Annotated in this window: 26 protein-coding genes and 1 riboswitch; of the genes, 13 read left to right on the forward strand and 13 right to left on the reverse strand. The window is 72.5% G+C overall.

Annotated features, from left to right (window positions below; all coding sequences use genetic code 11):
* From ACZ31C_RS12215 to ACZ31C_RS12225, 3 genes are read right to left on the reverse strand one after another with little or no spacing between them, the layout of a single operon-like run.
* Positions 1-729, reverse strand: a complete 729-nt coding sequence (locus ACZ31C_RS12215) for an ABC transporter ATP-binding protein (RefSeq protein WP_465795302.1) — start codon at positions 727-729, stop codon at positions 1-3.
* Entirely contained in the window at positions 702-1,562 is an 861-nt protein-coding gene (locus ACZ31C_RS12220) for an ABC transporter permease (RefSeq protein WP_465795303.1), read from the reverse strand. Before ACZ31C_RS12220 ends, ACZ31C_RS12215 begins: the two co-directional genes overlap by 28 nt.
* Entirely contained in the window at positions 1,559-2,521 is a 963-nt protein-coding gene (locus ACZ31C_RS12225) for an aliphatic sulfonate ABC transporter substrate-binding protein (protein ID WP_465795304.1), read from the reverse strand. The genes ACZ31C_RS12220 and ACZ31C_RS12225 overlap by 4 nt, the downstream gene beginning before the upstream one ends.
* 168 nt (positions 2,522-2,689) lie before the next feature.
* Here ACZ31C_RS12225 and ACZ31C_RS12230 point away from each other — a divergent pair, with 168 nt between their 5' ends.
* On the forward strand, positions 2,690-3,859 hold the full coding sequence (locus ACZ31C_RS12230; RefSeq protein ID WP_465795305.1) for an LLM class flavin-dependent oxidoreductase: 1,170 nt from the start codon (positions 2,690-2,692) through the stop codon (positions 3,857-3,859).
* Between the two features lie 29 nt (positions 3,860-3,888).
* On the opposite strand, the gene ACZ31C_RS12235 is transcribed toward ACZ31C_RS12230, so the two are convergent.
* From ACZ31C_RS12235 to ACZ31C_RS12245, 3 genes are all read right to left on the reverse strand, one after another.
* Positions 3,889-4,398: an NUDIX domain-containing protein gene (locus ACZ31C_RS12235; RefSeq protein WP_465795306.1), complete on the reverse strand. Its 510-nt coding sequence runs from the start codon at positions 4,396-4,398 to the stop codon at positions 3,889-3,891.
* Between the two features lie 69 nt (positions 4,399-4,467).
* Positions 4,468-6,513 (reverse strand): amylo-alpha-1,6-glucosidase, encoded by a 2,046-nt coding sequence (locus ACZ31C_RS12240; protein ID WP_465795307.1) that lies wholly within the window; start codon positions 6,511-6,513, stop codon positions 4,468-4,470.
* Between the two features lies 1 nt (position 6,514).
* The gene (locus tag ACZ31C_RS12245) at positions 6,515-6,901 is read right to left on the reverse strand and encodes an SCP2 sterol-binding domain-containing protein (protein ID WP_465795308.1); all 387 of its coding nucleotides are present in this window, start codon (positions 6,899-6,901) and stop codon (positions 6,515-6,517) included.
* A 414-nt stretch (positions 6,902-7,315) separates the two neighbouring features.
* Here ACZ31C_RS12245 and ACZ31C_RS12250 point away from each other — a divergent pair, with 414 nt between their 5' ends.
* Positions 7,316-7,630, forward strand: coding sequence for a TraR/DksA family transcriptional regulator (locus ACZ31C_RS12250; protein ID WP_465795309.1), 315 nt, complete (start codon positions 7,316-7,318; stop codon positions 7,628-7,630).
* Between the two features lie 21 nt (positions 7,631-7,651).
* On the opposite strand, the gene ACZ31C_RS12255 is transcribed toward ACZ31C_RS12250, so the two are convergent.
* Positions 7,652-8,167: an ATP-binding protein gene (locus ACZ31C_RS12255; RefSeq protein WP_465795310.1), complete on the reverse strand. Its 516-nt coding sequence runs from the start codon at positions 8,165-8,167 to the stop codon at positions 7,652-7,654.
* A gap of 96 nt (positions 8,168-8,263) precedes the next feature.
* Between ACZ31C_RS12255 and ACZ31C_RS12260 the strand changes: the two genes are divergently transcribed.
* The gene (locus tag ACZ31C_RS12260; RefSeq protein WP_465795311.1) at positions 8,264-8,623 is read left to right on the forward strand and encodes a VOC family protein; all 360 of its coding nucleotides are present in this window, start codon (positions 8,264-8,266) and stop codon (positions 8,621-8,623) included.
* Between the two features lie 32 nt (positions 8,624-8,655).
* Here the strand turns inward: ACZ31C_RS12260 and ACZ31C_RS12265 are convergent, their stop codons facing one another.
* Together ACZ31C_RS12265 and ACZ31C_RS12270 are read right to left on the reverse strand one after the other, a co-directional pair.
* On the reverse strand, positions 8,656-9,480 hold the full coding sequence (locus ACZ31C_RS12265; RefSeq protein WP_465795312.1) for an alpha/beta fold hydrolase: 825 nt from the start codon (positions 9,478-9,480) through the stop codon (positions 8,656-8,658).
* A complete protein-coding gene (locus ACZ31C_RS12270; RefSeq protein ID WP_465795313.1) occupies positions 9,477-10,352 on the reverse strand; it encodes an SDR family oxidoreductase in 876 nt (291 codons plus the stop codon). Before ACZ31C_RS12270 ends, ACZ31C_RS12265 begins: the two co-directional genes overlap by 4 nt.
* A 212-nt stretch (positions 10,353-10,564) precedes the next feature.
* On the opposite strand from ACZ31C_RS12270, the gene glpK reads away from it, so the two are divergent.
* Together glpK and ACZ31C_RS12280 are read left to right on the forward strand one after the other, a co-directional pair.
* The gene (glpK, locus tag ACZ31C_RS12275; RefSeq protein ID WP_465795314.1) at positions 10,565-12,082 is read left to right on the forward strand and encodes a glycerol kinase GlpK; all 1,518 of its coding nucleotides are present in this window, start codon (positions 10,565-10,567) and stop codon (positions 12,080-12,082) included.
* Positions 12,083-12,233: 151 nt separating this feature from the next.
* Positions 12,234-13,565: a carbohydrate-binding domain-containing protein gene (locus ACZ31C_RS12280; RefSeq protein ID WP_465795315.1), complete on the forward strand. Its 1,332-nt coding sequence runs from the start codon at positions 12,234-12,236 to the stop codon at positions 13,563-13,565.
* Between the two features lie 184 nt (positions 13,566-13,749).
* Here the strand turns inward: ACZ31C_RS12280 and ACZ31C_RS12285 are convergent, their stop codons facing one another.
* Positions 13,750-14,727 carry a TetR family transcriptional regulator gene (locus ACZ31C_RS12285; protein WP_465795316.1) on the reverse strand — a complete coding sequence of 326 codons (978 nt, stop codon included), beginning with the start codon at positions 14,725-14,727 and terminating at the stop codon, positions 13,750-13,752.
* A 108-nt stretch (positions 14,728-14,835) separates the two neighbouring features.
* Between ACZ31C_RS12285 and ACZ31C_RS12290 the strand changes: the two genes are divergently transcribed.
* Together ACZ31C_RS12290 and ACZ31C_RS12295 are read left to right on the forward strand one after the other, a co-directional pair.
* Positions 14,836-15,777, forward strand: a complete 942-nt coding sequence (locus tag ACZ31C_RS12290) for an ABC transporter ATP-binding protein (RefSeq protein WP_465795317.1) — start codon at positions 14,836-14,838, stop codon at positions 15,775-15,777.
* On the forward strand, positions 15,774-17,399 hold the full coding sequence (locus ACZ31C_RS12295; RefSeq protein ID WP_465795318.1) for an ABC transporter permease: 1,626 nt from the start codon (positions 15,774-15,776) through the stop codon (positions 17,397-17,399). The genes ACZ31C_RS12290 and ACZ31C_RS12295 overlap by 4 nt, the downstream gene beginning before the upstream one ends.
* 68 nt (positions 17,400-17,467) lie before the next feature.
* Here ACZ31C_RS12295 and ACZ31C_RS12300 read toward each other — a convergent pair whose 3' ends face one another.
* Genes ACZ31C_RS12300 through ACZ31C_RS12310 form a run of 3 tightly spaced genes read right to left on the reverse strand, consistent with a single transcriptional unit; the run spans position 17,468 to position 19,856 of the window.
* Positions 17,468-18,199: an amino acid ABC transporter ATP-binding protein gene (locus tag ACZ31C_RS12300; RefSeq protein WP_350694732.1), complete on the reverse strand. Its 732-nt coding sequence runs from the start codon at positions 18,197-18,199 to the stop codon at positions 17,468-17,470.
* Positions 18,196-18,978: an amino acid ABC transporter permease gene (locus ACZ31C_RS12305; protein ID WP_396693602.1), complete on the reverse strand. Its 783-nt coding sequence runs from the start codon at positions 18,976-18,978 to the stop codon at positions 18,196-18,198. Before ACZ31C_RS12305 ends, ACZ31C_RS12300 begins: the two co-directional genes overlap by 4 nt.
* Positions 18,979-19,013: 35 nt before the next feature.
* Positions 19,014-19,856, reverse strand: a complete 843-nt coding sequence (locus ACZ31C_RS12310) for an ABC transporter substrate-binding protein (RefSeq protein WP_465795319.1) — start codon at positions 19,854-19,856, stop codon at positions 19,014-19,016.
* Between the two features lie 261 nt (positions 19,857-20,117).
* Positions 20,118-20,230: riboswitch (SAM riboswitch) on the reverse strand.
* A 293-nt stretch (positions 20,231-20,523) separates the two neighbouring features.
* Here ACZ31C_RS12310 and ACZ31C_RS12315 point away from each other — a divergent pair.
* The 6 genes from ACZ31C_RS12315 to ACZ31C_RS12340 are packed head-to-tail and all read left to right on the forward strand — an operon-like array spanning position 20,524 to position 25,083.
* Positions 20,524-20,826: an urease subunit gamma gene (locus ACZ31C_RS12315; protein ID WP_465795320.1), complete on the forward strand. Its 303-nt coding sequence runs from the start codon at positions 20,524-20,526 to the stop codon at positions 20,824-20,826.
* Complete coding sequence (locus ACZ31C_RS12320; RefSeq protein WP_465795321.1) at positions 20,823-21,188, forward strand: urease subunit beta; 366 nt, start codon at positions 20,823-20,825, stop codon at positions 21,186-21,188. Before ACZ31C_RS12315 ends, ACZ31C_RS12320 begins: the two co-directional genes overlap by 4 nt.
* Entirely contained in the window at positions 21,185-22,888 is a 1,704-nt protein-coding gene (locus ACZ31C_RS12325; protein WP_465795322.1) for an urease subunit alpha, read from the forward strand. Before ACZ31C_RS12320 ends, ACZ31C_RS12325 begins: the two co-directional genes overlap by 4 nt.
* Positions 22,888-23,571, forward strand: coding sequence for an urease accessory protein UreF (locus ACZ31C_RS12330; protein WP_465795323.1), 684 nt, complete (start codon positions 22,888-22,890; stop codon positions 23,569-23,571). Before ACZ31C_RS12325 ends, ACZ31C_RS12330 begins: the two co-directional genes overlap by 1 nt.
* Positions 23,561-24,322: an urease accessory protein UreG gene (gene ureG / locus ACZ31C_RS12335; protein WP_465795324.1), complete on the forward strand. Its 762-nt coding sequence runs from the start codon at positions 23,561-23,563 to the stop codon at positions 24,320-24,322. Before ACZ31C_RS12330 ends, ureG begins: the two co-directional genes overlap by 11 nt.
* On the forward strand, positions 24,322-25,083 hold the full coding sequence (locus tag ACZ31C_RS12340; RefSeq protein ID WP_465795325.1) for an urease accessory protein UreD: 762 nt from the start codon (positions 24,322-24,324) through the stop codon (positions 25,081-25,083). Before ureG ends, ACZ31C_RS12340 begins: the two co-directional genes overlap by 1 nt.
* Positions 25,084-25,198 lie beyond the last annotated feature (115 nt).

The following is a 25,198-nucleotide window of genomic DNA, read 5'->3' on the forward strand; positions in this document are numbered from 1 at the left end:
TCAGGTGGGTACGCCGAGTCGGTCGAGCAGGCGGCGGCGTAGTGCGCCGAAGGCCGGGTCGTCGGGAGTCCGGTTCGGGCCGAGGGGTACGTCCAGTTCCTCGGCGATGACGCCGGACTCCAGCAGGAGCAACCGGTCGGCGAGCAGCAGTGCCTCCTCGACGTCGTGGGTGACCAGCAGCGCGGCGAAGCCGTGTTCGGTGCGTAGCCGACGCAGCAGCGCCTGCATCCGGAGCCGGGTGAGCGCGTCGAGCGCGCCGAACGGTTCGTCGAGCAGCAGCACGTCAGGTTCGCGTACCAAGGCTCGGGCCACCGCGACCCGCTGTGCTTGGCCGCCGGAGAGTTCGGCGGGCCAGGCGCGATGCCGGTCGGCGAGACCGACCTCGGCCAGCGCCCGGTCGACGCGGCCTGCCACGTCCGGGCCGGAGAGCCCGAGCGCGACGTTGTCGGCGACCCGTTTCCACGGCAGCAGCCGGTGCTCCTGGAAGACGACCGCGGCGGTGCCGCGCAGGACGGTCTCGCCGGTGGCCTCCTCGTCGAGGCCGGCGAGTACGCGTAGCAGGGTGCTCTTGCCGGAGCCGCTGCCGCCGAGCAGGGCGACGACCTCGCCCGGCGCGATGCTCAGCGAGGTGCCGGCCAGCACGGTGGTGGTGCCGAAGTCACGGCGTACGCCGGTCGCGGTCAGCACCGCCGTCCCGGCGGTCAGGTTGCCCGAAGTCCGCGTCGCCATGACAGCGTTCTCCTTTCCAGGGTGCGGATGGCCACGTCGGAGAGCAGCCCGAGCAGGGCGTAGACGAGCAGGCCGAGGACCACCACGTCGGTCTGGCTGAACTCGCGGGCCTCCATCATCAGGAAGCCGATGCCGGTCTGCGCGTTGACCTGTTCCCCGACCACCAGGCTGAGCCAGGCGGCACCGATGGCCAGCCGTAGCCCCAGGAACAGGGCGGGCAGCGCGCCGGGCAGCACCACGTGCCGCAGCCGGGCGAGCGACCCCAGCCCGCAGGTACGAGCCGCCTCGACCAGTCGTTCGTCGATGTCCCGGATGCCGGCGTAGGTGTTGAAGTAGAGCGGGAAGAACGCGCCGAGGGCGACCAGACTGATCTTCAGCGACTCACCGATGCCGACCCAGATGATCAGCAGCGGTACCAGTCCGAGGTGCGGCAGCATCCGGGCCATCTGCACCGGTGGGTCGATCAGGTCGTCACCGAGGCGCAGCAGCCCGGCGACGGCGCCGAGGAGCAGGGCGAGCCCGCCGCCGATGAGCAGCCCGGCACCGGCCCGGCTGAGCGAGTCGAGCAGGTGGGTCAGCAGGGTGCCGTCGCTGGCCAGCCGCCAACCGGTGACCAGCACGGTGCTCGGTGCGGGCAACTTCTCCGGGGCGAGCAGTCCGGTCCGGGCGGCCAGTTCCCAGCCGCCCACCAGCAGCACCGGACTGGCCAGCCGCCACCAGGCGATCGCCGAGATCGTGGTACGTCGACGCCCTTCGCGGGGCTTCGGCGTACCGAGATCTGCCGGGCCTGATGCCGCCGGTGCCACGACAGGGGGTGCGGTCGCCCTGGTCACTGGTACACCTCGTTGAAGCGGTCGTCGATCCGGGACCGGATGTCGACCGGGCCGGGGATGAGTTCCAGCGTGGCGAAGCCGTCCGCGATGGCCTGCAACTCGTCACCGACGGCGGGGGTGACCGGGGCCAGGGAGCGGGCGCTACGGTCCAGTGCCCGACTGGTGACGTCCTCGGCGATCTTCAGCTCGGGGGCGAGCACCGCGGCGCGTTCGGCGGGGTTGGCGATGCCCCAGTCGGTGACCGTCCGGTAGGTACGCAGGAACGACTCGATCTGCGGGGACTTGTCCGCCAGCGCGTCCGGGTGGGCCAGCACGTACTCGCGGTTGCTGGCCAGGCCGGTGGCGTCGGCCAGGATCCGGACCCCGGGGCGCTCGGCGAGGGCGAAGTACGGGTCCCAGATCACCCAGGCGTCGACCTGCCCGTTGTCGAAGGCGGGCCGCCCCTCGGCGGGTTTGAGGTATCTGACGTTGATGTCCTGCAACGTCAGGTTGTTCGCCTCCAACAACCGCACCAGCAGCCAGTGCACGTTGGAGCCCTTGTTCAGGGCGACCGTGCGTCCCTTCAGGTCGGCGAAGGTGCGGATCCCGGAGTCCTCCTTGACCAGCACCGCCTCGCCCTGCGGGATCGGCTCGGAGGTCCCGATGACGGAGAACGGGATCTTGCCGGCGGCGGCGAAGATCGGGGGTGCCTCACCGGTCTGTCCGATGTCGATCGATCCGGCCTTGAGTGCCTCGGTCAGCGCCGGGCCGCTCTCGAACAGCGACCACTCGGCGTCCGGCGCCTCGCCGCGCGCCTTGACCAGGCTCAGGCCGCCGAACCGCTGGTAGCCGATGCGCAGTCGGGGAGTGTCGTCGTCACCGCTGGCCGACCCGCCGCACGCGGTGAGGCCGACCGCGGCGACCAGGGCGAGCGCCGTGAGCAGCGCGGTGCGGGCACGACGTGGGGAAGGGGTACGCATGAGGTCTCCTGGACACAGCGAAGGGGGGATCGCCGGACATCGACACGAGTCCGTGACGGCAGCAGCCTACTAAACCGATAGGTTTTATCGGTAGTCTGTCCGCGTGGTCGTCTCATCTCTCAGGAGTGGACGGCCGGACCCACCCCTGCGCGCCCGAAGGATCGAGTCATGTCGTTGACGTTCCACTGGTTCCTGCCCACGTACGGCGACAGCCGGGACATCGTCGGCGGCGGGCACGGCATGTCGGCGGGAAGGGCCGGCGGCTCCCGCCCGCCCACCATCGGCTACCTCGGCCAGATCGCCCGCACGGCGGAGCAACTCGGCTTCGTCGGCGCGCTCACCCCGACCGGGGCCTGGTGCGAGGACGCCTGGCTGACCACCGCCATGCTCACCGAGGTCACCGAGCGGCTGAAGTTCCTGGTCGCCTTCCGGCCCGGCCTGCTCTCGCCGACCCTCGCCGCGCAGATGGGCGCCACCTTCCAGCGACTCTCCGAGGGACGGCTGCTGGTCAACGTGGTCACCGGCGGCGAGTCGCACGAGCAGCGGGCGTACGGCGACTTCCTGGACAAGGACGCCCGGTACGCGCGTACCGACGAGTTCCTGCACGTGGTGCGGGCGCTCTGGCGCGGTGAGACGGTCGACCACGCCGGTGCTCACGTGCGCGTCGAGCAGGCCCGCCTGGCCCGGCTGCCCGAGCCGGCCCCGCCGGTCTACTTCGGCGGCTCGTCGGCGGCGGCCGGCCCGGTCGCCGCCCGGCACAGCGACGTCTACCTGACCTGGGGCGAGCCGCCGGCGCAGGTCGCCGCCAAGCTGGACTGGATCCGCAAGCTGGCCGCCGAGGCCGGCCGGACGGTCCGGTTCGGCATCCGGCTGCACGTCATCTCCCGGGACACCAGCGACGAGGCGTGGACGCAGGCCCGGCGGTTGCTCGACGGCATCGCCGACGCCGACATCGCCGCCGCGCAGGAGGGGCTGCGCCGCAGCGAGTCCGAGGGGCAGCGGCGGATGCTCGACCTGCACGGCGGGTCCCGGGACGGCCTGGAGATCAGCCCGAACCTGTGGGCCGGTGTCGGCCTGGTCCGAGGGGGCGCGGGCACCGCCCTGGTGGGCAGCCACACCGAGGTCGCCGACCGGATCGCCGAGTACCACGCGCTCGGCCTGGACGAGTTCGTGCTTTCCGGGCATCCGCACGTCGAGGAGGCCTACTGGTTCGGCGAGGGGGTGCTGCCGATCCTGCGCGCCCGGGGGCTGTGGCACCACCCGGCCGGCGCGCCGACGGTGTCGCAGCCCACCGGCATCCCGTTCGCCACCCCGCCGGTGCCGACCGGACGGCCCTGACCCGCAACGCCCGGCCCTGACGCCCGGGGTCAGCGCCGGGCGGCGAAGAAGTCGGCCAGTACCCGGGTGTGGGTGGAGAACGCCAGATCGGTCGGCTCGGTCAGCACCAGCCATTCGGTGGCCTCCGCCGTCGGCGCCGACGGCGGAAGCTCCTCGGACCGGCGGGCCGGCAGCTCACCGAAGATCATCAAGGTGCCGCCGGCCGGGGCGCTGTGCACCGCGACCAGCCGCGCGTCGGCCGCCTCCGCGCGCAGCCAGGTCTCCTCCCACAGCTCCCGCACCAACGCCTCGCGCCAGTCCTCACCGTGTTCGACGAAGCCACCGGGCAGCGCGAGCAGGCCGCGCGCCGGCTCGATGTCCCGCCGGACGACGACCAGCCCGAGGCCGTCGGCGGTCTGCACCGGCAGCAGCGCCACGGCGACCGGCAACGGGTTGCGCCAGACCGTCTGGCCGCAGGCCGCGCAGATCCGGGGCCACCCGGCGTCCGCCGGGTAGGCGGCACCGCAGTACGAGCAGTGCGAGTACGGCAGGCCGGTCATGCCGCTGCACGTTACCCGCCGGAGCGCCGCTCACCTGCCCCGCCGCCGTCCCTGCGAGGCCCCGTCCGATCAGGGCGCGCCCGTGCGGGCGTTGCCGATCGCGTCCTTGTGGCCCCAGCGACCCGGGATGTCGAGCAGTTCGATCCGGCCGAACCGCTCCGGGATCGCCGGATGCACCACCAGGTGCTCGCCGTACGGCTCCAGACCGAGCAGGGTCCGCAGCAGCAGGAAGATCGCGCCGGTGGCGGAGGCCTGCGGGCTGTTCGCCGCCGGGTACGGCACCGGGAAGCGGGTCAGCTCCCGGTCGTAGCCGGCGAACGACTCCGGTACCCGTCCGGCGAAGTGCTGCGCCGCGTCGACGATGCTCTCCGCGATGACGCCGGCCTCGGCGAGGAAGCCGTACCGGCGCAGTCCCATCGCGATCAACGAGTTGTCGAACGGCCACACGGTGCCGACGTGGTAGCCGAGCGGGTTGTAGCTGACCTGCTCGGTGGCGAGCGTCCGGACGCCCCAGCCGGAGAACAGCCGGGGCCCGAGCAGGTGGTCGGCGACCGCTGCGGCCTTGTCGTCGTCGGTGATGCCGCTCCACAACAGGTGCCCCATGTTCGACGCCAGGGCGTCCACCCGGTCGCCGTCGGGCCCCAGCGCCAGCGCGAAGTACCCGCCGTCGTCGATCCAGAAGTCCCGGTTGAACCGCTGCTTGAGCTCCGCCGCCTGCCGCTCCAGGCGGTCGGCGTACGCCGGGTCGCCCCAGAACTCGCGGGCCAGCCGGGCGCCGCGCCGTTTCGCGTCGTACGCGTAGCCCTGCAACTCGCAGGTGGCGCGGGGCAGCCCGGGCAGCCGGCCGTCGCGGTAGCAGATCGCCTCCGGGGTGTCCTTCCAGCAGTGGTTCTTCGCCCCGCTGCGCTCGTTGCGCGGCTGGTACCAGATGTACCCGTCGCCGCGAAGGTCGCCGTACTCGTCGATCCAGCGCAACGCGGCCCGGGCGGCGTCCTCCAGCTCGCGGACCAGCGCACCGTCACCGGTCCAGCGTTCGTACTCGTCGAGCAGCACGACGAAGAGCGGCGTGACGTCCGCCCCGCCGAAGTACGGCGACTGCGGGCGTTCCTCGAAGGCCGCCATCTCGCCGTACCGGAACTCGTTGAGGATCTTCCCGGGCTCCTCGTCCCGGAAGTCGTCGAGCACCGTGCCCTGGTTCAGGGCGAGCAGGCGCAGCGTGGTGGTGGCCAGGCGGGGTACGAAGGGCAGCGTCTGGAAGCAGGTGAAGATGCTGTCGCGGCCGATGATCGTGGCCGACCAGGGCAGTCCGGCCGCCGGCATGGACTCGTGCGGCGCGGCCAGCGGCGTGTAGCGCAGACCGGCCAGGTCCACCAGACCACGCCGGTAGGTGACGGCCATCGGTTCCCAGTCGCAGGAGAGCTGCGGTGCGTCGGCCAGCCACTCGCTCAGGTCGTGGCGCAGCCGCGCGCCCTTCTGGTGCCCGTGGTGGCCGAGCCGGGTCCGGATGTCCTCACCGTTCGGGCTGGGGGCCAGGCCGGTCACCTGGAGTCTCGTGCTCCACTTGCCCTGCCGGTCGACCCGGATCCGGAACGTCAGCCCGCGCTCGTCGACCTCGGCGGGCTCGCTGGAGGAGACGTCGGTGAGCCGGTGGAACTTCTCCCGCCGGTAACCCAGTCGCAGGCAGCCGTCGGACACCTCGCGATAGCCGCGCAGCGTCGAGGCGTGCGGCCACACCACGTTGTAGATCGGGGCGAAGTCGCTGTCCACCTCGACGCGCAGGACGTGGTCGACCGCCTCGCCGGTGTGGTTGAGCACGGTCAACTGCTCGACGAATCCGCAGCCCGAGATCCACCGGTCCCGGATCACCGACACCTTGGCGTCCACGTAGTGGGTCGGGTGACCGGGCACCAGGAAGAACCTGATCTCGTAGTAGCTGGGGTCGTGCACGGCCAGCGGGTTGAGCTGCTCCCCGTCCAGGCTCAGCCGCCAGGTGGACAGGAACCGGGTGTCGAAGGCGAAGAAACCGCTGGGGTTGGTGGGGCTGAACGCCATGTCGCCGTTGTCCTCGCTGAGCGCGAAGACGTTGCCGTCGAGGATGCGGACCAGCTTCTTCACGTCAGGTCCGCTCCTGGGCCGGGCTCCCGCCACCGGCTACCTCCCGGGGGTGGCGGGCACCCGGTGGCGGAGCGAAGATCCGCTCCAGCATGATCACGAACCGGAACTCGCCGTCCGCGGTGAAGTCGTTGCGCAGCCAGGCGGGTAGCGGCTTGACCTGGCCGTGCGCCATCCGCAGGAACAGCGCCTCATCGGTGCCGATCACGGTGTCGGCGGGGGCCGCGTCGCCCCGGGAGACCGTCACCCGACCGTGGTCGATGGTGACCAGCCAGTGCTCGACGTGGTCGGGGTACCGCAGGTCGAAGCGGACCGTGCCGCAGACCTGGCGCAGCATGCGACCGCCGTTGCGCGCGAGACCGTCGAAGAAGTGGTGCACCGCCTCGGACATCACACCACCTCCTGCGGACCGGCGGCAACGGACGGCGACCGCCCCAGGGCGCGGCGGACGTGCCGGTCACGCTGCGGTATCTGTCACTTTAGCGGCTTTGGTCCACATACGGGCGGGTCTGCTGCGGCGACCGCCGGGATTTGCCATTGGATTCCCGTGCCGCCCCGCCTATGGTGGTCCGATGCATCCCGCCGCACCGCTGGACCGCGCCGCCGTCGCCACGGCGGTGCCGCTGGCGGCTGCGCTGGGGCGGTGCGCCGCGACCCGGCCGGCGTGGGTGTCCGCGCGGGCCGGACACGGCCAGCCGCGTCCCACCGGTCGGGGCCCCCCGGCATCCCGTCGCACACACACGACGGCCAGGGGCGAAGCGGACAGCTTCGGCCCTTTTCTATTTTCCGAGAAAGGAAGTGGGACATGAGCACCGAAACCTACGACCAGCAGTGGCGCACCGAACTCCAGGCGACGTTGACCCACGAGTTCGAGGCGCAGACGGCCCGGCTGACCGAGCTGACGGCCGACACCGGCGACCCGTCGGAGGCGCACACCAACGCCGCGCTGATCGCCGCCACCCGGCAGAGCCTGGAGCAGATCACCGGTGCGCTGCGCCGTCTCGCCGGCGGCAGCTACGGCAGCTGCGAGAAGTGCGGTACCACGATCCCTCGGGAGCGCCTCGAGATCCTGCCGCACGCCCGGTTCTGTGTGCCCTGTCAGCAGAAGCACAACGGCTGACGCGGGTGCCGGCTGCCGCGCCTACCGGCGCGGCAGCCCCTCGTCGCCGCCACGCCGGTCGGCGGGCGGCAGTCCCGGCAGCGCGGCCGGCGGGTCGATCAGGCTGGCGGTGACGGTGGCGGTCATGCCGTCGGGGCGGCGGGTGAGGGTCAGCGCTCCGGTGAGCTGATGGGCCAGCCAGAGGCCGCGTCCACCGGCGGTGGTGCTGGGCGGCAGGTGCACCGTCAGGTCTGCCTCGGCCTGGTCCCCGTGGTCGGAGACCTCGCAGACGAGCAGGTCGGCGCGGCGGATCAGGTCCAGACGCCCCTGGCCGCCGCCGTGCAGCACAGCGTTGGTGACCAGTTCGTGTACGGCCAGGACGAGATCCTCGGCCAGATCGCCGGTGAGACCGGCGGCGGCGATCTGCGCGGCGAGCAGATGCCGCAACGGTGTCACCGTCTGTGCGGTGAAAGCCTCGGACAGTAGGCAGATCTCCTCGCCGACCCCCGACATCGGGCCGCCGGTGCCGCCGGCGTCCGGTTGGGCGAGGTTGCTCATGCAGGCAGATTACGTCGTCCACCGACATCTGCGACCCTTGCCGAACAGCAAGCATCGCCCTTCGAGTGCTGCTCGGGCGCTGGCTAGCATGATCGAATGCCGCAGCTCGCCGCGATCGTCATCCATTGCCGTGATCCGTACCTGATGGCCCCGTTCTGGAGCCAGGTCACCGGTCTGCCGGTGGCGCCCGAGGATCGGGTCAAAGTCGCCGAACGCACTCTCGGGCCCACCGAGTCGGTGCTGCTGAGCGACCCGGCCGGGACCGGACCGGACATCTGGATCGCCCCCGCCGGGGACCTGCCGCCGGTCGGCCGGATCCACCTGGATCTGGCCGCCGAGGACGACGAACTGGCGGCGGTGGTGGCCGCTGGGGCCACCGTGCGGCGTACGCTGCCGCGCTGGACCGTGCTCAGCGACCCGGAGGGCAATGAGTTCTGCCTGTTCCGCAGGCACTGAACGGGTTCCGACGGCGGTGAGCCGGGGGCCGATCAGCCTGCTGTGGCCGGGCGGTCGGCCGGGCGGGGCAGCGCGCCGGTGGTCTCCAGGATCAGCGTGGCGACCGCCTCGGGATCGTCGCTCATCGGTACGTGCCCGCATCCGGACAGGGTCTGCACACGGGCACCCGGCAGGTCGGCGCGGGCCCGCTCGGCCTGGTGGACGCCGAAGATGCGATCTCGGTCACCCCAGCCGATGGTGACCGGTGTCGCGCACGCGCCCAGTGCGGCGCAGTCGACCCGGTAGCCCCGGGCGGCGCGGGCGACGGTGCCGAAACCGGAGCATCGGCGCAGGGCGAGGGCATCGGCCAGGGCCCGCTCGGCGTCCAGCGCCGCCGGACGGGCCACCAGCGGGCCGAAGCACCACGCGCGCAGCCCCGGCGACCGCAGCGCGGCCCGGATCAGTGGTGTGGGCAGGTGGCTGGTGACCCGCATCCAGCTCAGGGCGCGCAGCGCCCGGCGGCGTTCGGCGTCGGTGAAGAACCCGGCGGGGGAGAGCGCGGTCACCGAGGCGGCCAGTCCGGAGGCGGCCAGCTCCAGGCCGATCGCCCCGCCGAGGCTGTAGCCGGCGACGTGCGGCCGGTCCAGCCCCCAGTCGGCGAGTGCCGGCCGGAGCGTCGCGACGATGGCCGCCATGTCGGTGGGCATCCCGGTCGGCGGCACCGGGGACTCGCCGAAGCCGGGCAGGTCGATCGCGATCACGTCGTGATGCGCGGCGAGCCGGTCGAAGACCGGGTCCCACGCCTGGTGCCGGTGCCCGATGCCGTGCACGAGCAGCAGCGGCTGCCCGGTCCCGGCCCGCCGGAAACGCAGCGTCACGAGCCGCCCCCCTCCACCGAGGTACGCCCGAAGGAGCGACCGAGCAGACGCACCTCGTCCTCCATCTGCGCGACCATCGTCGTACCGCCGAAGCGGCTGATCACCGCGTCGGCCAGCCGGCTCTGCGCGATCGGTCGCAACGCCTGGACCAGGCCGATCGAGCGCGGCACGTACACCTTGCGGCGGCGGCGCTCGATGCCGCGCAGCAACTCCTCGGCGCACCGTTCGACGCCGACGACGGTGTTCAGCGGCCAGGGCAGCCTGCGTTGGGCCTGCCGGAACGAGGCCAGGTCGTCGCGCAGGTCCCGGACCAGATCGGTGTCGATCCAGATCGGATGCGCGGTTCCCACCGTGAGGCCGTGCCGGCGGTTCTCCAGGCGCAGGACGTTGCCGAACTGCTCCGCCCCCGCCTTCGACGCGCAGTACGCGGCCATCCCGGGCATCGCGCCGAAGGCCGCCGCCGAGGAGACGATCAGCACGTGACCCCGGGCGGCGAGTACCTGCGGCAGGGCGGCGCTGACGGTACGCACCACGCCGGTGAGGTTGACCTCGATGGTGCGCGCGAGCGCGTCGACCGGCCCGAGCGCGACCGTCCCCAGGTTCGCGATTCCGGCGTTGGCCACCACCACGTCGATGCCGCCGTACCGCTCGACGGTCGAGGTGACGGCGTCGTCCAGCGCGGACTGATCGGTCACGTCCGCCTCGTACCAGTGCCCGTCCAGCTCGGCGGCGAGCTGCCGCAGCAGCGCCGGCTCCAGGCCGACCAGCGCGACGCGGGCGCCTCGGGCGGCGGCGCACCGGGCCAGCGCGGCGCCGATGCCCCGGGCCGCTCCGGTGATCAGGATCGTCCGGTCGCGAAGGTCGTACCGCATCGGCGTGCTCCCTGTCCCGGTCGGCGCCGCCGGTGGTGGTGGCGCGGTGGGCGACGGGACGGAACCAGACCGTACCGCGACCGTCGGGCGGCAGCTCGTCGGAGGCACCGACCGGGCGTCGGCGGCCCGTCCCGGCGTCGTCCTGCTGCGGACATCGGGGCGGACATCGGGAAGGATCGGCCCGACGACCACGACGAGAAGGAGACCCCCGCATGGCTGACTTCGTCGGCGCCGTGGACCAGGGCACCACCAGCACCCGCTTCATGATCTTCGACCACGGCGGCCGCGAGATCGGTCGTCACCAGCTCGAACACCAGCAGATCCTGCCGCGCGCCGGGTGGGTGGAGCACAACCCGCTGGAGATCTGGGAGCGGACCCGGACCGTCGTGCGTACGGCCCTGAACACGCACGGCATCGCCGCCTCCGATCTCGCGGCGCTGGGCGTCACCAACCAGCGGGAGACGACGGTGGTGTGGAACCCGCGCACCGGTCAGCCGTACTACAACGCCATCGTTTGGCAGGACACCCGTACCGACCGGATCGCCGCGGCCCTGGAGCGCGACGGCCGGGGTGACGTGATCCGCCGCCGGGCCGGCCTGCCCCCGGCGACCTACTTCTCCGCCGGCAAGATCCAGTGGATCCTGGAGAACGTCGACGGGGTACGGGCCGCTGCCGAACGCGGCGAGGCGGTCTTCGGCAACACCGACACCTGGCTGCTCTGGCACCTCACCGGCGGCCCGGACGGCGGGGTACACGTCACCGACGTCACCAACGCCAGCCGGACCATGCTGATGGACCTGGAGACGCTGGACTGGGACGACGAGCTGCTGTCATTCTTCGACATCCCCCGGTCCATGCTGCCGGCCATCCGTCCCTCGTCCGACCCGGACGCCTACGGCAGCACCCGGCCCGACGGACCCTTCGGTGGGCCGGTCCGGATCACCAGCGACCTGGGGGACCAGCAGGCGGCCACCGTCGGGCAGGTCTGCTTCGCGCCCGGCGAGGCGAAGAACACCTACGGCACGGGCAACTTCATGCTGCTCAACACCGGTACGGAGCTGGTCCGGTCGAAGGCGGGCCTGCTCACCACCGTGTGCTACCAGTTCGCCGGAGCGGACCCGGTCTATGCGTTGGAGGGGTCGATCGCGGTCACCGGCTCGGCCGTGCAGTGGCTGCGCGACCAGCTCAAGATCATCAACAGCGCGGCGCAGAGTGAGGACCTGGCCCGCCAGGTCTCCGACAACGGCGGGGTGTACTTCGTACCCGCCTTCTCCGGACTGTTCGCCCCGTACTGGCGGTCCGACGCGCGCGGGGCCATCGTCGGGCTGTCCCGCTACAACACCGACGCCCACATCGCACGGGCCACCCTGGAGGCCATCTGCTACCAGAGCCGGGACGTGGCCGAGGCGATGGCCCAGGACTCGGGCGTGGCCCTGGAGTGCCTCAAGGTCGACGGCGGGGTCACCGTCAACGACCTGTGCATGCAGTTGCAGGCGGACATCCTCGGGGTGCCGGTGAGTCGGCCGGTGGTCGCCGAGACCACCGCCCTCGGCGCCGCGTACGCCGCCGGTCTGGCGGTCGGCTTCTGGCGGGACACCGACGAGCTGCGGGCGAACTGGAACGAGAGCCGTCGCTGGCAGCCGACCTGGTCGCCGCAGGATCGGGCGACCGGCTACGCCGGCTGGCAGAAGGCGGTACGCCGCACCCTCGACTGGGTCGACGTGGACTGACCGGGACGCCGATGCGACCGCCGACGTTTCGGTCACGTTTCGTTTGCACGCCATTACTGCGTGTTGGTGTCGCGTTCCCGGGATGTCCGGTCGGTCTGCCTTAGCATCCCGATGTCCGGCAGGTGCCGGTGTGGGACAGGGAGGGGCAAACATGCGGATCACGCGGGCCATCGTGGCGATCGTGGTCGTGTTGTCGGCCGGCGTGCTCGCGGGCACGGCGAACGCGGCGGAGCCGTCACCGTTCACCGTGGTCAACGGGTCGATCAACCCGGCGACCGGCACGCCCGTGCCGGCGTCGGGCACCCACGCCACGCTGTGGCGCAACAGCAGTAACGCCACCACCGTGTTGCAGGGCTCCGGCCAACTGGTGATCGGCGTGATCGGCGACGAGTGCGACGGCTGGCCGGTCGTCCGGGTGAGCGTCGGCGGCCAGCCGGTCGGCGAGGTGACCGTCGCGAGCGCCACCGACTACGGCAGCTACCTCGTCGGCGCGCCGCTGGCGGACGGGCGGCACTCCGTCCGCATCGAGTTGGTCAACGACCGCTTCACCGCCACCTGCGACCGCAACGTGCACGTGGCGTACGCCCGGACGGAGGCGGCCGGGCCGGTCGACACCACGTTCGGCTTCGCGGTGGTGCCGGACACCCAGGAGGAGGTGCTGACCGCGGGCGACACCCGGATGCGGCAGCGCATCGACTGGCTGGTGGCCCAGCGCACCGCCCTGGACCTGCGTTTCGTCACGCACTCCGGGGACGTGGTCAACTACGACACCCCCGACCACGTGCAGTACGCCCGGGCCAGTGCCGCCCTGCGTCCGCTGGAGGCGGCCGGCCTGCCGTACACGCTGGCGGTGGGCAACCACGACACCCAGGTCTTCGGTCCCGACGGCGCGCTGCGCAGCCCGGCCGGGCCGTTGCTGCGCGACACCACCACCTTCAACCGGTACTTCACCGTCGACCGCTTCGGGGTCGCCGGGGGGCGGTTCGAACCGGGCAAGGTGGACAACGTCTTCGCCACCTACCGCGCCGGTGGGGTGCAGTGGCTGGTGTTGACCCTGGAACTGTGGCCCCGACGGGCCGCGGTCGCCTGGGCGCAGCAGGTCGTCGCGGCGCACCCCCGGCACAACGTGATCGTGGTGACCCACCACTTCCTGGAGAGCGACGCCACCATCGGCCAGAGTGCCGGCTTCGGGTCGACGAGCCCGCAGTACGTCTTCGACAACCTGATCCGGCGGTACGCCAACATCCGGTTCGTCTTCTCCGGACACACCGGCACGGCAGCGTCGCGGGTGGACACCGGGCTGCACGGCAACCGGATCCACTCGTTCCTGCAGACGTTCCACTCGCCCCGGACCAACCCGGTCCGACTGGTGGAGATCGACACCGCCGCGAACTCGCTGCGTACCTGGATCTACGCCCCGTACACCGACGAGAACTTCCCAGCCCACACCCGCACATACCCCAACCTCAACCTGCTCCGCTAACCCCCCTCCTCCCTCCCACCCCACCCCACCCCACCCCCGCAGTGGTTGATCAAGAAGTTTGGTCGCCCTGGGCGCGCGAATCGCGCCCAAACTTCTTGATCAACGCGGATGGCGGGGGTGGGGTGGCGGGGCGGGGTGGCGGGCGTGGGGCGGGGGTGGGTTTGGGTTTTGCGACGTCTCGCAATTAGCTCAAAACTGTCTCAGTATCGTTGTCGGATTCGAGATGGCGGTAGACGGTGGCTCGGGACACCCCGAACTCGGCGGCGATCTCGTCGGCCGAGTGGGTGCCCGCCAGGTGCATCCGGCGGGCCGCCGACACCTGGTCCGGGCTCATCGAACGCGGGCGTCCCGGGCGTCGTCGGCCGCCTCGTGGGCGCGGGCTGGCAGCCGGGGTGGTCGGCCCGTCCGCACCAGTGCCGGTGGTGTCACCACGGGCGGTGGCGGCTCCGCCTCCGTCGGCTTCGGCGGCCTGGGCTCCGGCGGGGCTGCTCGCGGTCGGGTCGGCGGTGGGGGCGCCTCCGGCGGTGGAGGTCACGGCGGAGTCGGTGGTGGGGGGTGCGGCGGGGTCGGTGACGGTTGGCGGGGCGCCCGTCGGGGCGGTCTGCGACGTGGCCGGTGGGGGGTCTGTGAGCAGGCGGCGGACGCCGTCGAGCATGTCCTCGCGCAGCGCCTGTGCGGGTACCTCGGCGAGGAAGAGCACCGGGTCGCCGCACATCGCGAGCGCCTGCACCGCCCGGACACGTTCCCGCACGCCCGGGTTCGGCCCGGCCACGATCTCGTTGGCGCGCATGGCGATCTGCATCAGGCTCTGGTAGTCGGTGCCCTGGCCGACCAGCGCCAGGTCGTGATAGAGCATGCCCAGCGAGTGCCGGTGGGCCAGCATGACGTCCACCCAGCCCTCCAGCAGCGCCCAACGGCCCTGCCCCGCCGGTAGCGCCTCGGCCCGGTCGAGCAGCTCCTCCAGGTCCCGCACGAACGGCGCGGCGAGATCGCTGAGCAGGTGCGCCTTGCTGGGGAAGTGATAGAGGATCGCCGCCTTGGTCAGTCGCAGGCGTTCGGCGATCTGGCGCAGCGAGGTGCGTTGGTAGCCCTGCTCGGTGAACATCTGCAGGGCCGTACGCAGGATCCGGCTGCGCGTGTCGTCGACTTCCTCCCAGGTCATGGCGTTCAGACTAGCCCCTCCTGACCGGCGGACGGGGACCTGCGCGAAACCACTTACCGTCGGTCAGTACAGTGGGGTGGTCGGCACACCGAGCGACAGGAGGCACCCATGTCCGTGATCTCGATCGAGAACCTCGTCAAGACCTTCGGCGGAGTACGTGCCCTCGACGGGCTCGACCTGACGGTGGAACCGGGGGAGGTGCACGGCTTCCTGGGACCCAACGGCGCGGGCAAGTCCACCACCATCCGGATCGTGCTCGGCCTATTGCGCCGCGACTCCGGGCAGGTACGCGTCCTCGACGGCGACCCGTGGCGGGACGCGGTCGCGCTGCACCGGCGGTTGGCGTACGTACCCGGTGACGTCAACCTCTGGCCCAACCTCACTGGCGGGGAGGCGATCGACCTCTTCGGCGCGTTGCGCGGCGGTCTCGACGAACGCCGCCGCGACGAGCTGCTGCGACGCTTCGAGCTGGACCCGACGAAGAAGTGCCGCACCTATTCCAAGGGCAACCGGCAGAAGGTCGCCATCGTCGCCGCCTTCGCCTCCGGCGTGGAGCTGTACGTCCTGGACGAACCGACGTCCGGTCTGGACCCGCTGATGGAGGCGGTGTTCCAGGAGGAGGTCCGCACGCTCACCCAGGCCGGTGCGAGCGTGCTGCTCTCCAGCCACGTGCTCGCCGAGGTGGAGGCGCTCTGCGACCGGGTCAGCATCATCCGGGACGGGCGCACCGTGGAGTCCGGCAGCCTCGCCGAGCTGCGCCACCTGGCGCGTACCACGGTGACCGTCGAGACCGCACGGCCACTGACCGGGCTGGAGGAACTGCCCGGCGTACACGAGGTCCGGCCGGTCGACGGCCGGGTCAAGCTGGAGGTGGAGCCGGCGCACCTGGACAGTCTCCTCGGTCACCTGGTCCGCTTCGAGGTCCGCGCCCTGACCAGCACGCCGCCCACGCTGGAGGAGCTGTTCCTGCGGCACTACGGCGACAGCGCCGACGTCGAGCGGCCGGGGACCGACAACGAGCGGCAGACCACCGTCGGAGGTGCCCGATGAGCGCCTTCACCGGCACCGGGCGACTCGCCCGCCTCGCGCTGCGTCGGGACCGGACCCGCCTGGCCGTCTGGATCCTCGGCACCCCGCTGATCGGCTACGGCCTGGCCGAGAGCGTCGCCGGCCTCTATCCGGACGAGCAGACCCGCCTCGGGTACGCCGAGACCGCGCTGTCCAGTGTGGTCGCGCGCGCCTTCAACGGTCCGATCGCCAGCGCCGACCTCGGCGCGGTGGTGGTCGCCGAGACGTACCTCACCCTCACCCTGCTCGCCGCGCTGCTGAGCACCTTCGCCGTGGTCCGGCACACCCGGCAGAACGAGGAGACCGGGCGCGCCGAACTGCTCGGCGCCAACGTCGTCGGCCGGTACGCCCTGCTGACCGCCGCTCTGCTGGTGGTGGTCGGCGCGAACCTGGCCTCCGCCGCGCTGCTCGTCCTGGCCTTCGTCGGCGCCGGGCTCCCGGTCGTCGGCTCGGTGGCCGCCGCCGCGGCGATCGGCGGGGTCGGTGTCGCCTTCACCGGTGTCGCGGCCGTCACCGCCCAGGTCTCGGTCAGCTCCCGCAGCGCGAACGCGCTCGCCGCGGCCACCGTGGGCGTCGCGTTCCTGCTGCGCGCCGCCGGTGACGTGCTCGGCGAGCGCGGCGGCGACGGCACCCGGCTGGACAGCGCCTGGCCGACCTGGCTCTCGCCGCTCGGCTGGGGCACCCAGGTACGCGCCTTCGGCACCGAACGATGGTGGGTCCTCGCACTGCCGCTGGTCCTGCTGGTGGCCGGGGTCGCGCTGGCGTATCTGCTGGCCGAACGCCGGGACCTCGGCGCCGGGCTGCTGGCCGCGCGGCGTGGACCGGCCCGAGCGGGCTCGGGGCTGCTCGGGCCGGTCGGCCTGACCTGGCGGTTGCAGCGGGGCGCTCTGGCCGGTTGGACCGTGGCCGTGGTGGTGCTCGGCCTCTCCATGGGGGTGGCCGGTCACGAGGTGGACGCGATGATCGCCGAGAACCCGGCGGCGGCCGAGGCGATCGCCCAGCTCGGCGGTGGGGCGGAACTGGTCGACGCGTACCTGGCCGCGATCCTCGGCCTGTACGCGCTGACCATCGGCGCGTACGTCGTGCAGGCCCTGCTGCGGACGCGCAACGACGAGTCCGACGGCATCCTGGAGGCGTTGCTGGCGACGGCGGTGAGCCGGACCCGGTGGCTCGGTACGCAGGTGGGCGGCGCGGTGCTCGGCGCGGTGTGGCTGGTGCTGCTGGCCGGGCTCACCACCGGCCTCGGGTACGGCCTGGCGGCCGGTGACCCGATGGGCTGGACGGTCGAGCTGGGCGGGGCGGCGCTGTTGCGGTTGCCCGCCCTGCTGGTGCTCGTCGGGGTGGTGACCGCCCTGTTCGGCGCGGTGCCGCGCTGGTCGGTGGCGCTGAGCTGGACGGTGTTGATCGCCTTCCTGCTGCTCGGGCAGTTGGGCGCGGTGCTGGAGCTGCCGCAGGCGGCGCTGAACCTGTCGCCCTTTACGCACGTGCCGTCGGTGCCCGCCGCCGACCTCACGGTGCTGCCCCTGGTGGTGCTCACCGCCGTGGCGGCCGTGCTGCTGGCGGTCGGACTGGGCGCGTTCCGGCGGCGCGACACCCCGACCTGAGTGAAAGGAGGGGACCCCTGCTAACGCCTCGTGCATAGCAGGGGTCCCCTCCTTACACCGAAACCCCGCTACAGCACCTGCGAAAGGAACCGGCGCAGACGCGGGTGCTCGGCCGACTCGAAGATCGAGGCCGGCTCGCCGGCTTCCAGCACCACACCGGCGTCCATGAACGCGACGGTGTCGGCGACCTCGCGCGCGAAGCCCATCTCGTGGGTCACCACCACCATGGTCATGCCCTGCGACGAGAGGTCCGCCATCAACGTCAGCACGCCCTTGACCAGCTCCGGGTCCAGCGCCGAGGTGGCCTCGTCGAAGAGCATCACCTGCGGCTGCATGGCCAGCGCCCGGGCGATGGCCACCCGCTGCTGCTGCCCGCCGGACAGGTGCGCCGGCCGGGCGTCGGCCTTCGCCGCCAGCCCCACCCGGTCCAGGTGGGTACGCGCCACCGCCACCGCCTCGTCCTCGCCGAGCTTGCGGATGCGCCGCAACGCGACGGTGATGTTGCGCAGCACGCTCATGTGCGGAAACAGGTTGAACTGCTGGAACACCATGCCGACCCGCTGCCGCAGGGCGTCCGGGTCGTCGCGCAGCACGCTGCGCCCGTCCAGCAGCACGTCACCCCTGTCCGGTTCGAGGAGCCGGTTGACGGTCCGCAGGAGCGTCGACTTGCCGGACCCGGACGGGCCGATCACGCAGGCGGTCGCGCCGCGTGCGACGTCCAGGTCCACCCCGCGCAGCACCTGGTGACGGCCGAAGGCCAGGTGTACGTCGCGCAGGCTCAGACTGACCGAGGTGCTCATCGTTGGTTACCTCCGGCGGCGCCGGGCAGCGCCAGGTCGAGGTCGTCGGGGTCGTCACCGGCCGGTCCGGTCGCCGGGCGGCCGTGCCGCAGCCGCCGGTCGATCCAGTTGACGACGTGCGTCAGCGGCACGGTCAGCGTCAGATAGAAGAGCCCGGCCAGCAGCAGCGCCGACTGGTTGCCGGTGTTGGCCGCGTAGTCCTGCCCGATCCGGAACAGCTCCCGCTGGCTGGCCAGCAGACCGAGGAAGTAGACCAGGCTGGAGTCCTTGATCAGTGCGATGAGCTGGTTCACCCAGGCCGGCAGGACCCGCCGGACACCCTGCGGGATCACCACCACCCGCATCGCCTCCCACCAGGAGAAACCCAGCGCGCGGGCGGCCTCCACCTGAGTGGCCTCCACCGACTGGATGCCGGAGCGGAAGATCTCTCCGATGTACGCCGCCGCGATCAGCGACAGCGCCAGGATCCCCAGCGGGTACGGGTTCGGTCCCCACACCTGCATGCCCAACGGTGCCAGACCGACCCCGATCAGCAGGATCGTCGCCGCCGCCGGCAGGCCCCGGAACACGTCGGTGTAGACCCGGGCCGGCCACCTCAACCAGCGGGTACGCGAGATGCCCGCGACGGCCAGCACGATGCCCATGGCCGAGCCGAGCAGGGCGGCGGTGACCGCCAGGATCAGCGTGTTCGGCAACCCGACGGTGATCATCTCGGGCAGCGCCTCGCGCATCGACTCCCAGTCGAAGAACGTCTCCCACAGGGTGCGCAACGGATCCACGGTCAACCTCCGCCCTACTCGCTCGTCGTCCTACCTCAGGAGGCGGCCGGCGCCGACACGTCGCCGCTGCCCGGGGTGAAGTCGGCCGGGATCGGCCGACCCGGGTAGTACTGCTCCTGCAGGCGGGTCCAGGTGCCGTCGGCGATCACCTCGTCCAGGGCCCGGTTCAGCGCCTCGCGCAGCGGGTCGTTGCCCTTGGCCACGGCGTACGCGGTGGGTGCCGGGCTGAGTTCCTTCGCCGCGACCTTGATCCTGCCGCCGCTGTCGGCGGCGGTCTTCTCACCGATCTCGGCCGGGGCGATCCAGGCGTCCGCGGTGCCCGCCTTGAGCTGGTTGATCGCGCCGTTGTAGTCCGGCACCCGCACCGGGTCGAGGCCACGCCCGGTGGCGTAGTCGTCCTGGACGGTGCCCTGCACGACCACCACCCGCTTGCCGGACAACTCGTCGAAGCTCGCCAGCGTCGAACCGGCGGGCACGTCGAGCCCGAAGTACCCGAAGTCGTAGCCGTTGCCGAAGTCGACCGTCTTCTTCCGCGCCTCGGTGATCGTGATCGAGGAGCTGCCGACGTCGAACTTGCGGTTGTTGACCTGGGCCAGAAGCCCGGAGAAGTCGGTGCCGACGAACTCCACCCGCAGCCCGAGCTTGTCGGCGGCGGCGACCAGCAGGTCGTTGTCGAACCCGGTGAACTTGCCGTCCTTGAGATAGACGTTCGGCGGCGCGTCGGTGAGCGTGCCGGCCCGCAGCACCCCCGGCTGGAGCAGGTTGTACGGGTTGTCGGCGGGGTCACCGTCCGAGCCGCAGGCGGTGAGGGCGGTGGCGGCGAGCACGGCGGTGACGCCGACGGCGGCGGCCCGGGTCAGGGCAGGAAGGAAGCGCACAGGTGTCTCCTGATGAGCGGCGGCGGGCACGCACGTGCCACACCGACGGTCCGCCGTGGGACGGACCGCGAAGGATGGGAACGAACGGGGTGGTCGTCCGACCGGGTGGGGTCGGCGGCCGGGTGGCGACGCGGTCAGCTACACGCGGCGCTGCACACCCGCATCATGTCGACGTGCCGACGCCGGGTCAGGTCCCGGCAGGCAACCGGTCGATCGGGGTACGCCATGGTTCTCCTCGAGGTCGTGATGACCTGGGACACCAGGCCACGCTTGCACCGGAGGTCGCTCCGATGCCTGGTCCTCACCCGGGGCACCCCTGCGCGGACGAGGGTTGCCGGCCAGCGAGCCGGGGCTTGACGCTGGCGCTCTTGACCTGTCGCCGAGGCTAGCAGCCGGTGACGGGGCAGCGTCCACCCGTTATGACGACCCTCACGCGAGGTGTTGCCCGCCGCCCGCGTGATCCCTTACGGTCTGCTCAGCGGTGGGCGGTGCGGTCCGCATCCGACCCGACACCGCCGGTGGTCCGTCACGCGGACCGGGGAGGTGGAAACCCCGGGCCCCGCGCACGTGGCGGTCGGGACCGGCGGGCGAACCCCGACCGGCGGTCGGCGCGTCGAGGCGCCGGACCGACGGTGTCCGGGGGCGCGGACACCCACCGGGAGCACCCGTGTATCTCACCCCCCACGAGCAGGACCGCCTGCTCGTCCACGTGGCGGCGGACGTCGCCCGGCGTCGCCGCGAGCGCGGCCTGCGCCTCAACTACCCGGAAGCCGTCGCGGTGCTCACCGCCTTCCTGCTCGAAGGTGCCCGCGACGGGGCGACCGTGGTCGACCTGATGGCCTCCGGCCGCGCCGTCCTGAGCCGGGACGACGTGCAGGACGGCATCCCCGAGTTGCTGAGGGAGGTGCAGGTGGAGGCGACGTTCCCGGACGGCACCAAGCTGGTGACGGTGCACCACCCGATCCCGTGATCCCCGGGGAGATCCTGCCGGCGGCCCGGCCGGTGGAGATCAACGCCGGGCGTCCGGTGACCACGCTGCTCGTGGTGAACACCGGCGACCGGCCGGTGCAGGTCGGGTCGCATTACCACTTCGCCGAGGCCAACCCGGCCCTGGACTTCGACCGGGCCGCCGCCTGGGGACAGCGTCTCGCCGTACCGGCCGGGACGTCCGTGCGTTTCGAACCGGGCGTGAGCCGCACCGTGGACCTGGTGCCGCTGCGCGGCGCGCGGATCGTGCCCGGCCTGCGCGGCGAGTGCGCCGGCCCGCTGGACCCGGCCCCGACGACGGCGGTGCCCGATGGCGGCGCGCAGCGCAGCGGAGCGGCGGCATGAGCCTGGTGGAGCGGGAGCGCTACGTGGCGCTCTACGGGCCGAGCACCGGCGACCGGATCCGGCTGGCCGACACGAACCTGTTGATCGAGGTCGAGCACGACCACTGTGCCGGCGGCGACGAGGCGGTCTTCGGCGGCGGCAAGGTGATCCGCGAGTCGATGGGCCAGTCCCGGGCCACCCGGGCCGACGGCGCCCTGGACACGGTCATCACGGGCGCGGTGGTCCTCGACCACTGGGGCGTGGTCAAGGCCGACGTGGGGATCCGCGACGGGCGGATCGTCGCGCTGGGCCGGGCGGGCAACCCGGACACCATGGACGGCGTGCACCCGGATCTGGTGATCGGTCCGGCGACCGAGGTGATCGCCGGCAACGGCCGGATCCTCACCGCCGGGGCGGTCGACACCCACGTGCACTTCATCTGCCCGCAGATCGTCACCGAGGCGCTGGCCGGCGGGGTCACCACCCTGGTCGGTGGCGGCACCGGACCGGCCGAGGGGACCCGGGCGACCACCGTCACGCCGAACTCCTGGCACCTGGCCCGGATGCACGAGGCCCTGGACGCGTTCCCGGTCAACGTGCTGCTGCTCGGCAAGGGCAACACGGTCTCCGCCGAGGCGCTCTGGGAGCAGTTGCGGGCCGGTGCCGGTGGGTTCAAGCTGCACGAGGACTGGGGCACCACCCCGGCGGCGATCGACGCCTGCCTGCGGGTCGCGGACGCCTCGGGCGTGCAGGTGTCCATCCACACCGACACCCTCAACGAGGCCGGGTTCGTCGCGGACACCCTGCGGGCGATCGGCGGTCGGGCGATCCACTCCTACCACACGGAGGGGGCCGGGGGCGGGCACGCACCGGACATCATCACCGTCGCCGGGGAACCGAACGTGCTGCCCTCGTCGACCAACCCGACCCGCCCGTACACCCGCAACACGCTGGCCGAGCACCTCGACATGCTGATGGTCTGCCACCACCTGAACCCGGCGGTGCCGGAGGACCTGGCGTTCGCAGAGAGCCGGATCCGACCGTCCACCATGGCCGCCGAGGACCTGCTGCACGACCTGGGCGCGATCTCCATCATCGGCTCGGACTCGCAGGCGATGGGCCGGGTCGGCGAGGTCGTGCTGCGGACCTGGCAGAGCGCCCACGTGATGAAGGCGCGGGTGGGGGCGCTCGCCGGTGACGGTGCCGCCGACAACCACCGGGCCCGGCGGTACGTGGCGAAGTACACCATCTGCGCGGCCATGGCCAACGGGCTCGACCACGAGATCGGCTCGGTCGAGCCGGGCAAGCTCGCCGATCTGGTGCTGTGGGAGCCGGCGTTCTTCGGCGTCCGACCGCACCTGGTGATCAAGGGTGGCTTCATCGCGTACGCCCAGATGGGGGACGCGAACGCCTCGATCCCGACGCCGCAGCCGATGCTGCCCCGACCCATGTTCGGCGCGTACGGCGTCGCGGCCGCCGCCACCAGCCTGGCGTTCGTGGCACCCGCCGCGCTCGACGCCGGGCTGCGCCTGGACGTGCGTCGCCGGGTGGTGCCGGTCGCCGACGTGCGCTCCCGCGGCAAGACCGACCTGCCGGAAAACGGTGCGCTGCCGCGCATCGAGGTCGACCCGGACACCTTCACCGTCCGCATCGACGGCGAGGTGGTCGACCCCGACCCGGTGACCGAGTTGCCGATGGCCCAGCGTTACTTCCTGTTCTGATGACCGCGCCGACCATGCTGTTGCTGCTCGCCGACGGGCGGTTCCCGGCCGGGGCGCACGCCCACTCGTCGGGCCTGGAGGCGGCCGTCGCAGCCGGGCGGGTGACCGACCTGGCCACGCTGGGGGAGTACCTGCGCGGACGGCTGGCCACCGCCGGGCTGGTCGCGGCGGCGTTCGCGGCGGCGTCCCGGCGGGCGGCCCGAGCGGCCGGACGCCGGGACCTGCTGGCGCGGCTCGACGCCGAACTGGACGCCCGCACCGCGTCGCCGGCCCAGCGGGCGGTGTCCCGACGGCAGGGCCGGGCACTGCTACGGGCCGGACGCGAGATCTGGCCCGGCGACACCTTCGACGACCTGCCCGCCGTGCCGCCCGGCCCGCACCAGCCGCTGGTGCTGGGGCTGGTCGGCGCCGCCGCCGGTCTGGACCCGGCGCAGGTCGCCACCGTCGCCGCCCACGCGACGGTGACCGGTTCGGCAAGCGCCGCCGTACGTCTGCTGGGCCTCGACCCCTACCGGGTGCAGGCCCTGCTGGTGCGGCTCGCGGTCGCCTGCGACGCCACCGCGGCGCGGGCGGCCCGGGCCGCCGAGGAACCACCGGAGCGGCTGCCGGCCGCCGCCGCTCCGCTCGCCGACATCCATGCCGAAGTCCATGTCACCTGGGAGGTGCGTCTCTTTGCGTCCTGAGACCGATCACGACGAGTCCGTTCCCCACACCCATCCCGAGCCCGGAGTCGACCCGCACGCCCCGCTGCCCGCCGCGTCGCGGGCGCTGCGGGTCGGCATCGGTGGCCCGGTCGGCTCCGGCAAGACGGCGCTGGTCGCCGCGCTGTGCCGGGCCTTCGCCGACGAGCTGCGGTTGGCGGTGGTGACCAACGACATCTACACCACCGAGGACGCCGACTTCCTCAAGCGGGCCGGTGTGCTCGACCCGGACCGGATCCGGGCCGTGGAGACCGGCTGCTGCCCGCACACCGCCATCCGCGACGACATCGGCGCCAACCTGGACGCGGTCGACGAGCTGGCCGAGGCGCTGGGCCCGTTGGACCTGGTGCTGGTGGAGAGCGGTGGGGACAACCTCACCGCGACCTTCAGCCGAGGTCTGGTCGACCGGCAGATCTTCGTGGTCGACGTGGCCGGCGGGGACAAGGTGCCGCGTAAGGGCGGCCCGGGCGTGACCGCCGCCGACCTGCTGGTGATCAACAAGACGGACCTGGCCCCGATGGTCGGGGCCGACCTGTCGGTGATGGACCGTGACGCGCGAGCCCGCCGGGGCGACCTGCCCACGGTGTTCCAGTCCATCACCGAGGATCCGCTGGCCACCCGGGTCGCCGGGTGGATCCGGCACGAGCTGGCCCACCATCGGGGCGCGACGGCTTCTCCCGTCGGGCCCGAGCACACCAGGCCGGTCGCCGTGGTGCCCGCCGGGCAGGCCTGATGCGCGCCACCGCCCGGCTGGTGGCCCGCGCCGACCGGCACGGCCGCACCGTGCTGGCCGAGCTGCGGGGGGAGAGCCCGCTGCTGCTGCGGCAGGTGCCGGCGTCGGGCGGTGGCGTCACGGTGTACGTCGTCGGCGGTGCGGCCGGTCCGCTCGCCGGCGACGACCTGCGGCTGGATGTCGAGGTGGGACCCGGTGCGGTGGTCGACGTCCGGACCGTGGCGGCCTCGATCGCCCTGCCCGGCCGCCCCGGCGCGGTCTCCCGGATGCTGGTCCGGGCGACCGTCGCCGCCGACGCCACGCTGCACTGGCTGCCGGAGCAACTCGTCGCGGCGGCGGGCTGCGCGCACGTGGCCGACGCCCAGGTGGACGTCGCCGAGGGTGGCACCCTGCACTGGCGCGACGAACTGATCTGCGGCCGACACCGGGAGTCACCCGGCAACGCCGAGGTCGTCACCCGGGTCGACCTCGGCGGTCGACCGCTGCTGCGACAGTCGCTGGCGGTCGGGCCGGACGCACCCGGCTGGGCCGGACCGGCGGTGCTCGGCGGCGCTCCCGCCACCGGCTCACTGCTGCTGGTCGACCCGACCGCACCGGCCGAGCCTGCGGCGGTACGGGGCACGGTCGCCCGGCTACCGCTGGCCGGCGGTCCGGCCACCCTGTGGACCGCCACCGCCCCGGACGCGCACACCCTGCGCACGTACCTCACCCCAACGCCGACGGTGTTCCCGGCCGACGACCGGATGCCCCGAGCCGGGTGAGGCCATCCCGGAGGCCGTTCCGCTCCACTCTGGAGTGAGGTCCAGCGGAGGATGGGTGGGTATGGCAGGGTGTGTCCGGTGCCGGCGATCCCGCCGGTGGCACGCCGGACCAGAG

The organism is Micromonospora sp. NPDC023869 (genome assembly GCF_055559695.1).

Coding starts and splice junctions, on each gene's coding strand:
- ACZ31C_RS12215 (WP_465795302.1), bottom strand. CDS start 729: ATGGCGACGCGGACTTCGGGCAACCTGACCGCCGGGACGGCGGTGCTG.
- ACZ31C_RS12225 (WP_465795304.1), bottom strand. CDS start 2,521: ATGCGTACCCCTTCCCCACGTCGTGCCCGCACCGCGCTGCTCACGGCG.
- ACZ31C_RS12230 (WP_465795305.1), top strand. CDS start 2,690: ATGTCGTTGACGTTCCACTGGTTCCTGCCCACGTACGGCGACAGCCGG.
- ACZ31C_RS12235 (WP_465795306.1), bottom strand. CDS start 4,398: ATGACCGGCCTGCCGTACTCGCACTGCTCGTACTGCGGTGCCGCCTAC.
- ACZ31C_RS12245 (WP_465795308.1), bottom strand. CDS start 6,901: ATGTCCGAGGCGGTGCACCACTTCTTCGACGGTCTCGCGCGCAACGGC.
- ACZ31C_RS12250 (WP_465795309.1), top strand. CDS start 7,316: ATGAGCACCGAAACCTACGACCAGCAGTGGCGCACCGAACTCCAGGCG.
- ACZ31C_RS12255 (WP_465795310.1), bottom strand. CDS start 8,167: ATGAGCAACCTCGCCCAACCGGACGCCGGCGGCACCGGCGGCCCGATG.
- ACZ31C_RS12260 (WP_465795311.1), top strand. CDS start 8,264: ATGCCGCAGCTCGCCGCGATCGTCATCCATTGCCGTGATCCGTACCTG.
- ACZ31C_RS12270 (WP_465795313.1), bottom strand. CDS start 10,352: ATGCGGTACGACCTTCGCGACCGGACGATCCTGATCACCGGAGCGGCC.
- glpK (WP_465795314.1), top strand. CDS start 10,565: ATGGCTGACTTCGTCGGCGCCGTGGACCAGGGCACCACCAGCACCCGC.
- ACZ31C_RS12280 (WP_465795315.1), top strand. CDS start 12,234: ATGCGGATCACGCGGGCCATCGTGGCGATCGTGGTCGTGTTGTCGGCC.
- ACZ31C_RS12285 (WP_465795316.1), bottom strand. CDS start 14,727: ATGACCTGGGAGGAAGTCGACGACACGCGCAGCCGGATCCTGCGTACG.
- ACZ31C_RS12290 (WP_465795317.1), top strand. CDS start 14,836: ATGTCCGTGATCTCGATCGAGAACCTCGTCAAGACCTTCGGCGGAGTA.
- ACZ31C_RS12295 (WP_465795318.1), top strand. CDS start 15,774: ATGAGCGCCTTCACCGGCACCGGGCGACTCGCCCGCCTCGCGCTGCGT.
- ACZ31C_RS12300 (WP_350694732.1), bottom strand. CDS start 18,199: ATGAGCACCTCGGTCAGTCTGAGCCTGCGCGACGTACACCTGGCCTTC.
- ACZ31C_RS12325 (WP_465795322.1), top strand. CDS start 21,185: ATGAGCCTGGTGGAGCGGGAGCGCTACGTGGCGCTCTACGGGCCGAGC.
- ACZ31C_RS12330 (WP_465795323.1), top strand. CDS start 22,888: ATGACCGCGCCGACCATGCTGTTGCTGCTCGCCGACGGGCGGTTCCCG.
- ACZ31C_RS12340 (WP_465795325.1), top strand. CDS start 24,322: ATGCGCGCCACCGCCCGGCTGGTGGCCCGCGCCGACCGGCACGGCCGC.